This is a genomic window from Amycolatopsis sp. NPDC043885 (assembly GCF_056435685.1).
Window position 1 is genome coordinate 25,164 of the sequence record NZ_JBWKEA010000013.1, and the last position, 14,477, is coordinate 39,640.

Genomic DNA, 14,477 nt, shown 5'->3' on the forward strand with positions numbered 1-14,477 from the left:
GGCTATCATTTTCATCTGATGGAGCAGTATTGCTCCGTGTGGACGAACACTCTGTGTGTCGAATGAAGGGGGACGCATGAATCGCGCCGAGCCGGCGGTCAGGACGTGGCGATGCCCCGCGCCGAACCCCGATGCCCGGATGCGGCTACTGTGCTTCGCCCACGCGGGCGCAGCGGCGAGCGCGTTCCGGCCGTGGACGGAACTGCTGCCGCCGTGGATCGAACTGCACGCCGCCCAGCTCCCCGGCCGCGAGGACCGCTGGGGCGAACCGGCGCAGACGACGATGTCCGGTGTCGTCGCGGATCTCCTGCCCGGGCTGACCGCGTTGGCCGATCGGCCGACTGTCCTCTTCGGGCACAGCCTCGGCGCGACCATCGCCTACGAAGCCGCGTGCGCGCTGGGGAACGCGGGGCATCTGGTCGTATCGGGCAAGGAGACGCCGCACCAGCATCGGCGCGACAGCTTCCACACCGCGCCGGACGCCGAACTGGCCGCCGAGATCGCGCGACTGCGAGGCGAGCGGCCGACGTCGATGGCCGCGCTCGGCGGCGACTACCTGCTGCCCATCCTGCGCGCCGATTACGCCGTCAACGAGACCTACCGGCCGGTCATGGGCAGGGAACGGCTGGCGTGTCCCATCACAGCACTGACCGGCGTCGACGACGGCGAACTGACGTCCGCGCACGTGCACGCCTGGGCGGGATACACCCGCGCCGAGTTCCGGGCGGTGTTCGTGCCCGGTGACCACTTCCACGTCTTCGACCACCCCGCGGCCACGATCGCCGCGGTCGTCACGGCCGTCGGCCCGCTCGCGGAAGGAACCGCATGACCGAGGATTTCTACCACCGGACCGCGGAGTACGTCGCCGTGCTGCTCCGGCAGGCATGGACCGGCCTGGGCCCGGTGCTCACCGACGCACTGTCCGGTGTGGACACCAGCGGTGGGCCGGTCGTCGACGTCGGCGCCGGGACCGGGCTCGGCACCGCTGTCCTCGCGGCCGCGCTGCCCGGTGCCGACGTCATCGCCATCGAGCCGAATCCGGCCCTGCGGACGGCGCTGCTCACCCGGTGCGTCGAGGACGACGACCTCGCCCGCCGCGTCACCGTCCTCGGCGCCGACGCGCTCGTCGCGCCACTGCCGGACCGGCTCTCCGTTGTCCTCGCGATGAACGTGCTCGGCCACTTCGATCCCAGGGAACGCCAAGCCTTGTGGGGCATGCTCGCCAACCGTCTCACTCCCGGCGGACGGGCGATCCTCAACTTGCAGCCACCTACGACAGCTGTCGCCATCCCCGCGACCCCCATGGCGCAGGTGCGCATCGGTGGCCGGGAGTACCTCGGCGTCGCCGCCGCCGAACCCGCCGGTCCGGACGCCGTCACCTGGAATATGACCTACCGGGTCGATCAGCGAGGAAACGTCGTCACCGAGCTGACCGCATCCGATCTTTGGCATGTGATCACCGCGTCGGCGCTGGCGGACGAAGTCGCCAAGTACGGCCTCCGGCTCACGGTCACCAACCCGGACCACGAGCTGTACACGATCACTCGAATCTGACGTCTTGCCCGTCGCCACGGTGGTGCGTGAGTGTGGTCCGGAACGAGGTGGATTGCAGTTGTCGGTGGTGAAGGAGCGTTCGACGCGGCAGAAGGCTGTGGTGGCGTCATTGCTGAAGTCCGAGAGCCGTTTTCGATCCGCACAGGCCCTCTACGCGCAGCTGCGTACGCGCGGGGAGACGATCGGGCTGTCGACGGTCTACCGAAATTTGCAGTCCATGGTCGAAGCAGGCAAGGCCGACGTGCTCAGGATCGGTGGTGAGACCCTGTATCGGTACTGCTCGGACGAACCGCACTACCACGTAGTGTGCCGTTCGTGCGGGTACACCGTCGAAGTCGCGGAGAACTCCATCTCGACGTGGGCCGGTGATGTGGCTGCGGAGCACGGATATCGCTATGTCAGTCACATGGTCGACGTCGTCGGTGTCTGCGGTGCCTGCGGAGAAGAGAGCGTCGGCGGTTCCCGTGGTCCGGCGCGGTGACGCCGGACCACGGACGCGCTCAGACGACGGTGGGCTCCTTGGCCAGGAAGAAGTACGCGTAGCGTTCGTCGAGGTCGTTGCGTGGTACCAGCCGGACCGTCTGGGGAGTGAAGCCGCAGCGTTCGGAGAGTTCCCAGAACTCGTTGATCGGGTAGGTCGTCATGTTCGCCAGTCCGCGGCGGTAGGCGCGGCGTCGTGGTTTGGTGAGCCAGCTGCCGGTGTCGTACTTGATCTGGATCAGGGCCAGGCCACCGGGCGCGAGAAGGCCGTGGGCGATGCGCAGGAGCCGCTCGCCGTACTCCGGCGACGGGATCAGCTCGAAGACGTAGAAGGACAGAAACACGTCGCAGAGGCCGTCGATCTGTCCGAGCGCGGCTTCCGGGTCGGCGACCTCGATGGCCACCGGATGGAAGGGGGTCTCGCAGACTTTCGCGACCTGCTTACCGCATTCGGCAAGGGAATCGCGAGAGATGTCGACTCCGATGAACTCCTTGGCACCCGGGGCGAAGTGGACCGCGTTGGCCCCGCCGCCGCAGCCCCATTCGACGATCCGGTTCCAAGGCCGGGCGAACTCGGCCATGCGGGCGCCGGCTTCGAACAGGGCGAGGTGATCCGCGCCGATCCGGTGCCACAGGTCGTTGTCCCGGAAGACCGGGGCGTCGCGCCAGTGGGAGTCGGCCGCCCAGCGGGAGCCCGCCGGTCGTCGCCAGTAGTCCTGCGCGTCGGCGGCGATCGCCGAATCGGGTTGCCGGAGGCCCGCGGTCACCAGAGCGCGCTGCAGGAGGTCCTCCGCGGTGCTGGCGAGCCGCTTGCCGCGGGCGAGGGCGTTCGGTCTTTCTGCCATGGGTGAAGCCTTTCGCTGAAGGTCACGGATGCCCGCGCCGAAACGGTTCGGGGACATCCGTGCGGTGAGGCCGTCGCACGTCTCAGGAGCAACGGGTGGGTAAGAAACCTCAGCGAAAGACAGGGGGCCCACGCCGCGGACGAGCGCGTCGCAGCAGGACTGCCGTCATGATGTTCGGTTCCGCCGCACGGAGAACCAGTGCTCGCAACGGGGGATGGGAGGTGGCGACCGGCGCCGGAATCCAGCCGAGCGCCCGCCACACCAGGCCACGCAGCGCGATCGCCGCGGTATCGGCGCGGGTGAGCAGGAGGCCGAGCAGCACGACGGCGAGCGCGTGCGCGCCGAAAAGCTGGACCGGATCGATCTCAGTCAGGACCGGGGCGATGTGGAGGTGGGTCAGGTGCGAGGGGAGCAGGAGAACGGCGTGCAGGACGCCCTGCGTGGCCGCCAGCGCCCCGATCGCGGCGACCGGTCCTCGGCTGCGGTCGGCGATGGCGGTGCCCGCCCACCCGATCACGCCACCGATGGCCAGCGCCATCCCGATGTTGGGAACGACGCCCCCGCCGAGAACGTGGGCGGCGAGCCCGAGCGCCGCCGCCGCGCCGGCCAGCACGATGCTGCGGGCAGCGTTCACCGCCACCGGAAGGCCTGCGCTGTCCCGTGCCACATTCGCAGCTTACGTGCCGCGCGGACCGGCCGGTTCCGCCAAGTGCCGCCCGCTGACGGTCAGCGGACCGCCGTGACATAGGACAGCCAGCCGAGTTCTCCTTGCGCCTCAACGGTAAAACCGGCTTCCCGGATGAGTCCGGGGAGACGCCCGTCGGGGTCGTCCAGCATCCGCGGCCCGGATGCCAATCCGACCAGATGCCTGCCGAGTGACGACCGGGGCGGCCGGAAATCGGCGAGGGCGAGCCGTCCGCCGGCGCGCAGTACCCGCCGCATCTCCCGCAGCGCCGCGGCCTGGCCGCCGTCCGGCAGGTGATGCAGCATCAGGCTGGAGAGCACGACGTCGAACTCGCCGTCGCTCCCGGGCAATTCCTGTGCGGTGCCCACCTCGAACCGGCACTCCGGCGCGGCCTTGGCGCGGGCGAACCCGATCATCTCCGCCGACGCGTCGACCCCGAGCACTTGCCCGTCCGGTGCGACCGCGCGCGCCGCGATTCCGGCGAGATGTCCTGTCCCGCATCCGACGTCGAGGACCCGATCGCCGCTTTGTGCTGCCGACAATCGCACCAGCTCCCGGTACAGGCGGGTGCGCCCGCGGAACCCGATCCGGCTCAGCGCTTCGTACCAGCCCGGATGCGTGATCAGTGTGCCGTGTTCCCGGTGGCCGCCATGTCCGACCAGCATTCGTCCGATTCCCATCGCACACCTCGCTACTTAGTTGTGACTAAGTTACTGTCTCCAAGCTAACTTAGCGGCAACTAAGTTCGAGTGGTAGGCGGTTACGATGACCGGGTGACCCCGACTTCCGGCCGCGTCCGGCTGACCGCCGAGCAGCGCCGCGACACGATCCTGACCGCGGCGACCACCGTGTTCAGCGAGTACGGGTACTCCCGGGCCAAGGTTTCCGACATCGCCGCGCGGATCGGGGTCAGCGAACCCGTGGTGTTCCAGAACTTCGGCTCCAAGGCACGCTTGTTCGCGGCCGTGCTCGACCGCGCGGCCGATACGGCGATCGGATTCCTGGACTCCCTGCGAACATCCGAACTGTCTGTGCCGGACGTGCTGCGCACCTTGCTGGAGCCCGAACACATCGACGCCCTGCACGCGCCGGGATCGCTGGGGGTGCTGTTCGCCGAGGGCAGCGCCGCCGACGTGGATCCCGCTGTCGCGGAAGCCAGTCGGACCGCGATCGGGAGGGTGGTCCGCGGTTTCGCCGCGCTGCTCGAACGAGGCAGTCAGGCCGGGCAGCTTCGTGCCGATTTGGACGCCGACGCGGCGGCGTGGTGGCTGATCTCGTTCGTGTCCGCTCGACCGCTTCGCCGTGCCGTCGATGGTGAACTCGAGGTCGACCGGCGGATGATCGACATGGCGCTGGAGATGTTCCGGGTGGCATCGCCCGGCAGGTGACGGATCGCTTCCAGCGTGCGGTGTCGCTGGTCGCCGGAGGGGGTTCGGTTTAGGCTGCCGCCCATGGACTCCGTCGCGCCGATCACGCGTGGCGTCCTGCGCGCCGTGCGCGGGTGCGTGTTCGCGGTGACGTCCACGGCGCTCAGCTACGCGGGCCACGTCGCCGCGGCAGGCGAACTTCCGGACACGGGCAGCGCCCTGCTGCTCACCGCGCTCATCGCCACTGGTGGCACTTCACTGGCGGACCGGCAGCGCAGCGTGCCGGTCGTCGTCGCCACGCTCGGCGGGACCCAGGCGGCACTGCATCTGATGCTGTCCTGGCTGTCCGGTCTCGGCCATCACCACGGTCTCGCGTGGCCGAGCTGGTCGATGATCGCGGGCCACGTCTGCGCCGCCGTGCTCATCGGGCTCGTGCTCGCGCGCGCTGACGCCGTGCTCTTCGCGGTGGCGCGGCGTTGCTCCCGCGACGCTCGTCGGTGTTGCCCGCATTGCGGCCGCTCTGGGTGGCCGTCGTTCCGACGCTGGTCCCCGCGCATGAGGTGGTGCTCCGGCGGGAGCACGGCAGGCGCGGGCCCCCTTTCCGGCTCTGACGGAATTCCTTGTGCTCGCTGCTGGTCAGGCGGCGGGTTCTTCACACTTTCCCAGGAGCTGTGACAACCATGTCTTCTTTCGACCTGTCCGGGCTGCCCGGACGCACGCGAGCCGGAACAGCGGCGTCGCGATCGGCCACCATCACCGCGGCCTGCGGAGCCGCTCTGCTCGTCCTCACCGGCACAGCCGCCGCGCATGTCAGCGTCACACCCGGTGAGATCAGCAAGGCAGGATCCACCGAGATCACCTTCCGCGTACCCAACGAATCCGCTTCGGCGGGCACCGTCAAGCTGGCGCTGACCCTGCCGGCGGAGTTCCCGATCAGCTCGGTTCGCGCCGAACCGAAGCAGGGGTGGACGGTGCAGATCACCCGCGCAAAGCTCGACCAGCCGGTGAAGGTCGGCGCCAGGGAGGTCACCGAGGCCGTCCGCTCGGTCACCTGGACGGCTGAGCCGGGCGTGCGCATCGGCCCTGACCAGTACGGGAACTTCGCCCTCTACGTCTCCGGGCTCCCAGAGAACACCGACAAACTCGTCATCCCGGCCGCTCAGACCTACGACGACGGCAAGGTCGCCAACTGGGCCAATCCTCCCGCTCCGGACGGGACGGAGCCGGAGGATCCGGCGCCTGTGCTGAAACTCGCCGCGAACGGCGCCGGACAGGCAGCGAACGGGAATTCGGCACAGACCGCCATAGCGCCCGAGCGGGACGACTCGTCACTCTGGCTCTCGGGCATCGCGCTGGCCGTCGCCGCGCTCGCGCTCGGCTTCGGAGTCGGTGCGACAATGCGCGGCCGCCGGGCGGCCAAGGAGAAGTCGTGATCAGCCGTCTGATTGCCGTGGTGGCCACCGCGTTGGCGCTCGGGCTGCTCGGGACCGCTCCGGCGAACGCGACCGCGAGGCTGGAGAGCAGCGATCCGGCCGAGGGATCGTCGTTGACCGTGGCACCGGCCGCGGCCACGCTCACCTTCAGCGAACCAGTGGATCTCTCGTCGGCGGCGATCACCCTGACCGGGCCGGACTCGCAGCCGCTGACACTGCCCGCTCCCACGACGGCTGAGCGAGTGGTGACACAGCCATTGCCCGCGCTGTCCAACGGTTCCTTCGTGTTGAACTACAAGTTGCGGTCGATCGACGGGCATCGGGTGAGCGGAGCAGTGAAGTTCGCCGTCGCCGCTCCGGCGCCGACCACGACCACCACAGTGGCATCGTCGACCACTCCACCGGTCACCGCCACCTCCTCGGTGACCGCGGCCGAACAAGCCCCGGAGTCCGAGGGTTCGTCGGCACTCGGCTGGGTCCTCGGCGGCGGCGCGGCGCTGCTCGTGGCCGTCGGCGTGGCGATCTGGCTCGTCCGGCGGCGGGCGTGAACGCACCGGCGGGGTGGCTCCTCCTGATCGGGGGAGCGCTGATCAAGATCACGTTCGACGGCACCTACCTTCGCTACGTGAAGCCGGGCATGGCGCCTTGGCTGGTCGGAGCCGGCTTCACCGCCGTGGCGCTCGCCGTCGTCGCGATCGTGAGAGACATCCGCGGAGCCAAGGCGTCGGCGGGCGCCGGACACGAGCACGAACACCGCACCCGCAGTACCTGGCTGATGCTTCTGCCGGTCCTCGCGATCTTCCTGATCGTTCCGCCGGCGCTGGGTTCGGATTCAGTCAACCGAGCCGGTTCCCGAACCGTGACCGCACCGATCGCCGATGACACGGGGAAGGTGCCTTTCGCGCCGCTGCCGCCTGGTGACCCGGTTCGAATGCGATTCTCGGACTTGGTCACCCGCGCGGGCTGGGACAGCGCTGGGACCCTCAACGGCCGGGTCGTCGAGCTGACCGGCTTCATCGTCCATGACAGAAAGGGAAGGCCGTACCTGGCCCGGATCGTCATGGGATGTTGCGCGGCCGACACGTTCCCGGTGCACACGATGCTCGCCGGAGATCGATTGCCGCCGTGGCGCGACGATCAATGGTTGACCGGGACCGGCACGATGATTCCGTCGACCGCGACCAAGGCGAACAGATACACGCCCACCATGAAGGTCGTCGACGCCCGTTCTATTTCAGCGCCCGCGGACGGTTATGAATATTGATCAGACGAAAGTATTAATCACCTCGGCCACCACGGAAAACGTCGTATCGGCACGTACAATCGGCGGGCCGGGCGGGCAAGTGGCCGGGCAGGACAGGGAATGAGAACAGCCCGCGGTCCGCCGTCGCCGATCCCGGACGTGGTACGGCAATTCGTCCTGCGCACCAGATCCCGCTTGTTCTTCCGGCCACTGAGTCATACCTTCCAGATCCAGGTCAACTACTCCGTCGACGGCGTCGACCACACCGGCACGATCCCGTTCCAGCTCAGCATTCAAGCGGCCATCGGCTCCATCGCCTGGGGAAGCGTCACCGGCGCAACGCTGGGCACGCTGGTGAAGACGCTCGGTTCGGCACCGGAGACGATCACGGCCTGGGGAAGCTTTTCCGCACTGGCGGTATCCCTCATGGCGGCGATCGCGGTCGTGGTTGCGTTCGCCAGAAAGAGTGCGGCCCAGCCGTTGGTCTCGATCGAGGACTTCTGGGGTGGTCTGGTCATCGGCTTCAGCGTCGGCTATCTGGGATTCGACCAGTTCGTGAATCTTCTGCCGGGCGGCAGCTGATCGTTGTCGGTGATCGGGTCCTCCCGATCACCGACAACGGGCGATCGGCCAATGAACCTACCTGGTCTATTGGTCGATCAGAGCAACCTGCTGTGGGACCTGAACCATTTCGGTGATGCTCACTGCCGTCGCCACATGCCTATCCGGTCACCGAAACAGACGGAACCTCGGTGTCGGAGCCAGCTGTCGTGGGCGTGAGAATGCCTCCGGGGGCACAGACAACATCCCCACAAGCTCAGGCGCGGCTTCGCGCTGGAGTTCGTGGGAGGGCGTCACGTCGGTGATCCTTTCCGCTACGTGAGTGATCTCCGGCAGCTGGTCTGCCGGGAGCTTGATCGTGATTGTCGCATGTTCGCCGTCGTCGTGGACCATGATGGCGAGCTGGACGGCTTCGAACAGCGCTTGCAGGTACGGTGCCGGCGCCGACGCGAGGTTCATCGCGAGGTAGGGCAGTGCGTCGATCAGGGGCAGGTCCTCTGCCGTCATCCCCTTCGGTGTCGCGGCAAGGTCCGCTTCGTCCAGTTCGGTGATCTTGGCCTGGAGCCGCTTCTCTTCGCCTGCCAGGTTGTTGTAGCTACCTCGCAGGGCGGTGGTGAAGGGGTCGTCGGGGTCGCCTTGCTGCGCCTGTTTCAGGATCGATGCCTGCTGTTTGGCGATCTGGGCCAGCTTGCGCTGAATACGGTCCCTTTCGGCCTCGCGTTCCGTAGCCGCGTGATCGTCGACGCCTTCGAGGTCGGCTTCCAGGATCGCCCGGCGGTCAGGGCCGAATACTCGGTCGGCGAAGAACTTGGCCACCGCGTCCAGTACAGAGTCCTCGCGAAGATAGAGGATCCTTTCATGGTCTGCGAATCTGTCCGGTCTGCCGCGGTTGTTGTTGTTCGGCCTGCAGAGGTAGTACGCCCGGCCATGGCGTGGATCACCGAACATCCGTCTTCCGCATTCGTGGAACATCCGTCCGCGGAACAGGTAGGTCCTGACTGTGGCCGGGTGCTTGTTCGTGGGTTCGGTGCCGTCTCGCGAGCCCTTATTGGACTTCCAGCCTGCGTTGATCGCGTCGTACATCCACTTCGGGATCAGCGGCTCGTGTGCAGGAGCCGGCGACCAGACCCACTTGATCGGGTCGTTGTGCTTGCCCCGGCGTGAACGGGTCGCGCGACGGTTGAAGACCTGGTAGCCGGTGTACTTGGGGTTTCGCAGGATGTCGTACACGCTCGATCTGCCCCAAACACCGCGTGCACGTCGCTTGCCCGGAGGCTCGGGAGGTGGGTACTTGTCCAGGTCCGCGTTCAGCCGGTCGGCGATCGTGTCGCAGCCGAGGCGCTCGTAGTACCGCCACAACGCGAACTGATCGGGTTCCTGTTCGCCAATCGGCGCGGCGGGCCGCTCAGTCCTGGCTATGTGACCCACACCTTCACCCGGCTGGTCGCCGAGGCGGGATTGCCGCTGATCCGGTTGCACGACCTGCGGCACGGCGCGGCCAGCCTGTCGCTGGCCGCGGGCAACGACGACCTCAAGGTCGTGCAGGCCATGCTCGGGCACTCCAGCATCGTGCTCACCGCCGACACCTACACCAGCGTCCTGCCCTGCCTGGCTCATAGCGCCGCGGAAGCAACGGCGGAGCTGGTACTGGAAGCGGCCCGTAAAGCTGCGACCTCACTGCGAGGCCAGGCAGGCAAGAAACTTCCCCGGCGACGGAAAGGAAGCCGGAGCCGAGGCAAGAAGGCCAAGAAATAAAGGGGGTGGCGGGTACGGCCTCATTCGGCCTCACGCCGGTCCCTTCCAAGATCGAAGCCCACCGGCAAGATCCTCTTTACGGAGAATTCCTGCAGGTGGGCTTCGATTCGGAACTGTGCGCCATCAGGGACTCGAACCCCGAACCCGCTGGTTAAGAGCGGTGCGTCCGCCGTGTCGTGGTGTGTCGCCTGGTGTCGGACTGTTTCAGAACTCTCGGGCGCGTCTCGGGCTCGCGGATGCCGAGTTCTGTCGTTTGGTCGATGCCTCTTTTCGGAGTGGTAAGAGCAGGGCACCGTGGTCGGGCGGTCGGCGGTGAGCCTGATGCTGGTGATCGGTCGGTGGTCGTGATCAGCCGCAGTGGTCGAGCCAGTCGTCGGTGTCGCGATGTCGGTTGAGCCCGACTGCGTCGAACTCGTCGTGATGGTTGCCTTTGTCGACTCCGAGGCGTCGGAGCGCTTGGGAGATCGGGCTGCCGTCTGGTGGGGCCGGCTGGTTCTCGGCGAGGTGGAGCGGGCCGAGGGCAACGTGCCCGCCGTCCCATACTTGTGCGTTCTGCGAGCCTGCCCCTCCGAAGTACTCGGCCTCGATGTAGGCAACAGGGCCGTTCTTCGAACAACCTGCCAGCTTGCGGTCGAATCCTGCGGGCATCTTCCAGAACTCGCTGGGCCGGAGTGCGTCGGTGATGGTGACCGCGTCGAAGAACGCATCGGTCACGGGGAGCAGTGACAGGTGTTGCCCGAGCTGCACGATATGCGCTTCGTCGACGGCGCAGACAAGTTTGCTCAGCAGAGGATGGGTGGCGACGACGGCTTGCAGGTGGTACCCCATGCCCGCATTCTTACCCGGTCGCTGGCCTTGCTAGGGGGTCTGACGCGACGTGTTGGAGGCCAAATGGAGCATTGATCCGATGGCGCGTGATTGTTGTCTTACTCACAGCGAGGTCTGCTAACGCGTCCGAATGTCCATTTCGACCATCTTTGTCATGGCGTGAACGTGCACGTGGGCGGATGAAAGCGTCCATTTGGATCAGTGTCAGACCTGGATCCATGTTGATGATTTACGAGAGCGCTTCCTACCTTGTTTTGACTGGACTAATCGGTGTTGATACTTATTCGTCCGATCATTGCGAGAGATTGCTTGCCTGCCGGCTGAGTGCGGGGCGTTCTTCTTGCTTCGGTGTGGGACTTTGGGGAGGAAGTCGTGCGCTCTGCTCGGCGTGCCTTGGGTGCGGTGGCTTTGGCGCTGACGTTCGTCGTTGGCGCTTCCGGGGTGTCGGTGGCTGCGGAGCCCGGCGCGGTGTCGGGTGAGGCGCCTGCGGTGGTCGCGGCGTTGGCCGCGGCGGAGAATTCCGGCAAATCCGTGGTGGTGCCTGAGGAAACCACCGAGTACGCCGAGGTTTTCGCCAATCCGGATGGCACGGTGACCCGCCGGGAGAGCTTCGATCCTCAACGGGTGCGGCGCGGTGACGCGTGGGTTCCGGTCGACCTTACGCTGGTCGCGCGCCCTGACGGCACCATCGGCCCGAAGGCGGCGGTCGTCGATGTGCGCGTCGCCGATGGCGGCGAGGGCGAGCTACTGGCCACCGCGGCCAAGAACGGCAGCGAGATCGGTATCGGATGGGAAGGACCCCTGCCCGCTCCGAAGCTGAACGGCTCTGTCGCCACGTACGCCGAGGTGTTGCCCGGGGTCGATTTGACCGTGACTGCGACGGCGAAGGGCTTTAGCCAGCTGTTGGTGGTGAAAACGCCCGAAGCGGCGGCGAACCCGCGGTTGAAGGCGATTTCTTTCCGTAATCACGCGCGCGGGGTGACGCCGCGGAAGACGAGCACCGGTGGGATCGAGGCGGTCGACAGCGCCGGGCGGACGGTGTTCGGTGGGGATGCGTCGAAGATGTGGGACTCCAGTGGCGGGGGAGCGGCGGTCACGGCTCGGTCGAGCGCGGCCGTGAGTCCGGTTCCGGGTAAGTCCGCGGTGGCGACTATGGATGTCGAGGTCACGAGGGACGCGACGATCATCCGGCCTGATGCCGAGTTTCTGAGTGATCCGGCGAGGGTGTATCCGGTCGTCATCGATCCGGAGTACTGGTGGGCCGGTGGGAAGCAGAATCACGCTGTGGTGCAGAGCGCCTGGCCGAACGAGCACAACTTCAACCGCACTGACGGCGATCTCGGTGACCTGAAGGCGGGCTATCAGAGCGGTTACGTCTCGCGGTCGTACTTCAATTTCGACGTTTCGGCGATGCGTGGCAAGGTGATCCATCGTGCGAAGGTCCGTCCTCGAGTGGTCCACTCGTGGTCCTGTAATGGCGGGGCGACGGAGCTGCGCCTGGCCAGTGGCCTGGATTGGGGCACGACCTGGGCGAATCAGCCGAGCTTCGGCGCCAGCCTTGGCGGCATCACCAAGTCCAACAACGCCAGGTACTGCCCGACTGACGGTGCTGCCGAGGTCGCGATCGACAGCACAATGCGGGATGCCGCGAACGGCGGCTGGACCAACATGGTCTTCCTGCTCAAAGCGGCGAACGAGGGTGCGGAAAATGACTGGCGCCGGTTCGCGTTGGATCCGGTGCTCGAGGTGGTCTACAACTCGATTCCGGGCAAGCCGGGGGAACTTGGCATGGAAGGCGGCCAGATCCCGTGCGCTTCCGGTGACGCGCGGCCGTTCGTGTTCACGCCGACGCCGCGACTGCGCGGGCGGGTAGCCGATCCGGACGGTGGCATGCTCACCGCGCGTTTCTCGTTGCACAAGGGAAAGCTCGGGGCCAGCAGTGAGATCTGGTGGACCACGATCGGGAACGTCCCGTCCGGCTCGTTCGCGGAAGTGACAGTTCCAGCAGGGAAGATCACTGACGAGGGCGTCTACAACTGGTCGATGTACGCTAGTGATGGTGGCAGTTCGTCCGTGTGGGTGGGGAACTGTGAGTTCGCGGTCGACAAGACCCCACCTGGGGTGCCGGTGGTCACGTCGGAGGACTATCCCGGAGGCGGTAGCACCCAGGCAGGTGGGATCGGCCAGACCGGAGCCTTCACGATCTCCGCCAACGGCACAGCCGACGTGCAGCGCTTCCTGTGGTCGGTCACCGATCAAGAGAACGACGACCCGAAAACCCCGGTCACTGCGGACAAACTGGGTGGATCCGGAGTCTTTCGCTGGACTCCCACAACCGACGGGCCGCAGACGGTGTTCGCCCGGTCGGTCGACCGTGCGGGAAACCTCTCGCCAATCATTAAGTACCCGGTCTATGTCCGTGCCGGCGACCCACTCACGGGAAACCTGAACGGACACTGGAAGCTGGACGGCGACCTCGCTGACGCCAGCGGCAACGGGCGGACGCTGGCGGACGTGGGCGGCGTCGACACCACGGCGGATGGCTATCTCGGCAAGTCCGCTGTTCTCGGTTCGGGCAAACGCCTGCATCACGCCGGTCCTGTGGTCGACACCTCGAAGAGTTTCTCGGTGTCGGCGTGGGTCCGGCTGGACCAGGTCGGTGGCTGGCCCGCGGCGGTCTCCGAAGACGGGAAGCGAACCAGCGCGTTCCAGCTACAGGCGTCGCCGGACGGCAAGTGGTCGCTGGCCATGTTCAGTTCCGATGTGGATGGTGGCGGTGCGACGCACGCACGCGCGTTGTCGTCGACAGCGGTGCAGACAGGCGTGTGGACGCACCTGACCGGAGTGTACGACCAGGGCGCGGGCAAGCTGCGGATCTATGTCAACGGTGCGCTGAGCGGGGAGATCGCCTACACCAGCACCTGGGCCGCGACCGGTGATCTTCAGATCGGGGCGGCGCTCTGGAACGGCGCGACGGGCGATTACTTCCCGGGGTCGGTGGACGATGTTCGTGTCTATCAACGTGTTCTGGTGCCTACCGAGGCGGCCGCGCTGGCGAACCAGGCCGTCCTTCGTGCGCACTACCCCCTGGCCGAAGGAACCGGGGCCGTCACCAAGGAAGCGTTGAGCGGCCAGGAAGCGAAGTTCAGCGGGACGGCGAGCTGGACCGAGGCCGACGGCTATCCGGCCGCACGGTTCACCGGGGGCTACGGCACCGAGTCCGGCGCGGTCACCGGGCCGAGGCCCACCTTGCGGACCGACCGGTCGTACACCGTGTCGGCTTGGGTGCGCCTGGACGAAGCTGATGGCGCTCCACGTACCGCGGTCAGCCTGCGCGACACCAAGTTCTCACCGTTCATGTTGCAGTACCGGTCGGAGATCAAGAAGTGGAACTTCCTGGTCTCCCTGGGGGCCGACCGTGAGGGTGGCTGGTGGATTCCCGCTGAGGACGAAGTGTCGGCGCAGCAGTGGGTGCATCTGACCGGGGTTTATGACCTCGCGACGAAGGAAGCCCGGATTTACCTCAACGGCCGGTTCGCCGGCCGGCTCGGTGGTGTGACCGGGTGGAACGGCACCGGTGAGCTGATGATCGGCGGCGGCGTGTGGGTCGGTCGGGACGTCGACCCGTTCCGCGGCGCTGTCCGTGACGTGCGTGTGTACTCCGGCGCGTTGAGCGACCGCGAGATCAGCCAGCTCCCGGCACAGGGATAACGGCAACCCCCAGAA

16 protein-coding genes are annotated in these 14,477 nt (G+C 66.9%); 11 read left to right on the forward strand and 5 right to left on the reverse strand.

Annotated features, from left to right (window positions below; translation table 11 throughout):
* Window positions 1–76: 76 nt before the first annotated feature.
* The 3 genes from AC069I_RS30145 to AC069I_RS30155 all read left to right on the forward strand — a co-directional run bounded on the left by AC069I_RS30145 (window position 77) and on the right by AC069I_RS30155 (window position 2,035).
* Window positions 77–829: a thioesterase II family protein gene (locus tag AC069I_RS30145; RefSeq protein WP_478266942.1), complete on the forward strand. Its 753-nt coding sequence runs from the start codon at window positions 77–79 to the stop codon at window positions 827–829.
* Window positions 826–1,554 (forward strand): class I SAM-dependent methyltransferase, encoded by a 729-nt coding sequence (locus AC069I_RS30150; protein ID WP_478266943.1) that lies wholly within the window; start codon window positions 826–828, stop codon window positions 1,552–1,554. Before AC069I_RS30145 ends, AC069I_RS30150 begins: the two co-directional genes overlap by 4 nt.
* A 64-nt stretch (window positions 1,555–1,618) precedes the next feature.
* Window positions 1,619–2,035 carry a Fur family transcriptional regulator gene (locus tag AC069I_RS30155; RefSeq protein ID WP_478236015.1) on the forward strand — a complete coding sequence of 139 codons (417 nt, stop codon included), beginning with the start codon at window positions 1,619–1,621 and terminating at the stop codon, window positions 2,033–2,035.
* Window positions 2,036–2,054: 19 nt separating this feature from the next.
* On the opposite strand, the gene AC069I_RS30160 is transcribed toward AC069I_RS30155, so the two are convergent.
* The 3 genes from AC069I_RS30160 to AC069I_RS30170 all read right to left on the reverse strand — a co-directional run bounded on the left by AC069I_RS30160 (window position 2,055) and on the right by AC069I_RS30170 (window position 4,244).
* Window positions 2,055–2,879, reverse strand: coding sequence for a class I SAM-dependent methyltransferase (locus AC069I_RS30160; protein WP_478229931.1), 825 nt, complete (start codon window positions 2,877–2,879; stop codon window positions 2,055–2,057).
* Between the two features lie 109 nt (window positions 2,880–2,988).
* Entirely contained in the window at window positions 2,989–3,546 is a 558-nt protein-coding gene (locus AC069I_RS30165) for a hypothetical protein (protein ID WP_478266944.1), read from the reverse strand.
* Window positions 3,547–3,605: 59 nt separating this feature from the next.
* Window positions 3,606–4,244: a class I SAM-dependent methyltransferase gene (locus AC069I_RS30170; protein ID WP_478266945.1), complete on the reverse strand. Its 639-nt coding sequence runs from the start codon at window positions 4,242–4,244 to the stop codon at window positions 3,606–3,608.
* A 93-nt stretch (window positions 4,245–4,337) separates the two neighbouring features.
* Here AC069I_RS30170 and AC069I_RS30175 point away from each other — a divergent pair, with 93 nt between their 5' ends.
* From AC069I_RS30175 to AC069I_RS30200, 6 genes are all read left to right on the forward strand, one after another.
* Window positions 4,338–4,952 (forward strand): TetR/AcrR family transcriptional regulator, encoded by a 615-nt coding sequence (locus AC069I_RS30175; protein ID WP_478266946.1) that lies wholly within the window; start codon window positions 4,338–4,340, stop codon window positions 4,950–4,952.
* 63 nt (window positions 4,953–5,015) lie between these two features.
* Window positions 5,016–5,606: a hypothetical protein gene (locus AC069I_RS30180; protein ID WP_478266947.1), complete on the forward strand. Its 591-nt coding sequence runs from the start codon at window positions 5,016–5,018 to the stop codon at window positions 5,604–5,606.
* Between the two features lie 5 nt (window positions 5,607–5,611).
* A complete protein-coding gene (locus AC069I_RS30185) occupies window positions 5,612–6,364 on the forward strand; it encodes a YcnI family copper-binding membrane protein (protein WP_478266948.1) in 753 nt (250 codons plus the stop codon).
* Entirely contained in the window at window positions 6,361–6,912 is a 552-nt protein-coding gene (locus tag AC069I_RS30190; protein ID WP_478229928.1) for a copper resistance CopC family protein, read from the forward strand. The genes AC069I_RS30185 and AC069I_RS30190 overlap by 4 nt, the downstream gene beginning before the upstream one ends.
* Window positions 6,909–7,628, forward strand: a complete 720-nt coding sequence (locus AC069I_RS30195) for a TIGR03943 family putative permease subunit (RefSeq protein WP_478266949.1) — start codon at window positions 6,909–6,911, stop codon at window positions 7,626–7,628. Before AC069I_RS30190 ends, AC069I_RS30195 begins: the two co-directional genes overlap by 4 nt.
* A 174-nt stretch (window positions 7,629–7,802) precedes the next feature.
* Window positions 7,803–8,189: a hypothetical protein gene (locus AC069I_RS30200; protein WP_478266950.1), complete on the forward strand. Its 387-nt coding sequence runs from the start codon at window positions 7,803–7,805 to the stop codon at window positions 8,187–8,189.
* A gap of 147 nt (window positions 8,190–8,336) precedes the next feature.
* Here the strand turns inward: AC069I_RS30200 and AC069I_RS30205 are convergent, their stop codons facing one another.
* The gene (locus AC069I_RS30205; RefSeq protein WP_478266951.1) at window positions 8,337–9,659 is read right to left on the reverse strand and encodes a recombinase family protein; all 1,323 of its coding nucleotides are present in this window, start codon (window positions 9,657–9,659) and stop codon (window positions 8,337–8,339) included.
* On the opposite strand from AC069I_RS30205, the gene AC069I_RS30210 reads away from it, so the two are divergent.
* A complete protein-coding gene (locus AC069I_RS30210; protein WP_478267032.1) occupies window positions 9,546–9,923 on the forward strand; it encodes a tyrosine-type recombinase/integrase in 378 nt (125 codons plus the stop codon). The two genes, AC069I_RS30205 and AC069I_RS30210, sit on opposite strands and share 114 nt — an antisense overlap.
* 348 nt (window positions 9,924–10,271) lie before the next feature.
* Here the strand turns inward: AC069I_RS30210 and AC069I_RS30215 are convergent, their stop codons facing one another.
* Window positions 10,272–10,751, reverse strand: coding sequence for a hypothetical protein (locus AC069I_RS30215; protein ID WP_478266952.1), 480 nt, complete (start codon window positions 10,749–10,751; stop codon window positions 10,272–10,274).
* Window positions 10,752–11,123: 372 nt separating this feature from the next.
* On the opposite strand from AC069I_RS30215, the gene AC069I_RS30220 reads away from it, so the two are divergent.
* A complete protein-coding gene (locus AC069I_RS30220) occupies window positions 11,124–14,462 on the forward strand; it encodes a LamG-like jellyroll fold domain-containing protein (protein WP_478266953.1) in 3,339 nt (1,112 codons plus the stop codon).
* Window positions 14,463–14,477 lie beyond the last annotated feature (15 nt).

Excerpts from the sequence above, each read along its gene's own strand:
- AC069I_RS30160 (WP_478229931.1), bottom strand. The coding sequence starts at position 2,879 with ATGGCAGAAAGACCGAACGCCCTCGCCCGCGGCAAGCGGCTCGCCAGC.
- AC069I_RS30180 (WP_478266947.1), top strand. The coding sequence starts at position 5,016 with ATGGACTCCGTCGCGCCGATCACGCGTGGCGTCCTGCGCGCCGTGCGC.
- AC069I_RS30185 (WP_478266948.1), top strand. The coding sequence starts at position 5,612 with ATGTCTTCTTTCGACCTGTCCGGGCTGCCCGGACGCACGCGAGCCGGA.
- AC069I_RS30150 (WP_478266943.1), top strand. The coding sequence starts at position 826 with ATGACCGAGGATTTCTACCACCGGACCGCGGAGTACGTCGCCGTGCTG.
- AC069I_RS30215 (WP_478266952.1), bottom strand. The coding sequence starts at position 10,751 with ATGGGGTACCACCTGCAAGCCGTCGTCGCCACCCATCCTCTGCTGAGC.
- AC069I_RS30170 (WP_478266945.1), bottom strand. The coding sequence starts at position 4,244 with ATGGGAATCGGACGAATGCTGGTCGGACATGGCGGCCACCGGGAACAC.
- AC069I_RS30145 (WP_478266942.1), top strand. The coding sequence starts at position 77 with ATGAATCGCGCCGAGCCGGCGGTCAGGACGTGGCGATGCCCCGCGCCG.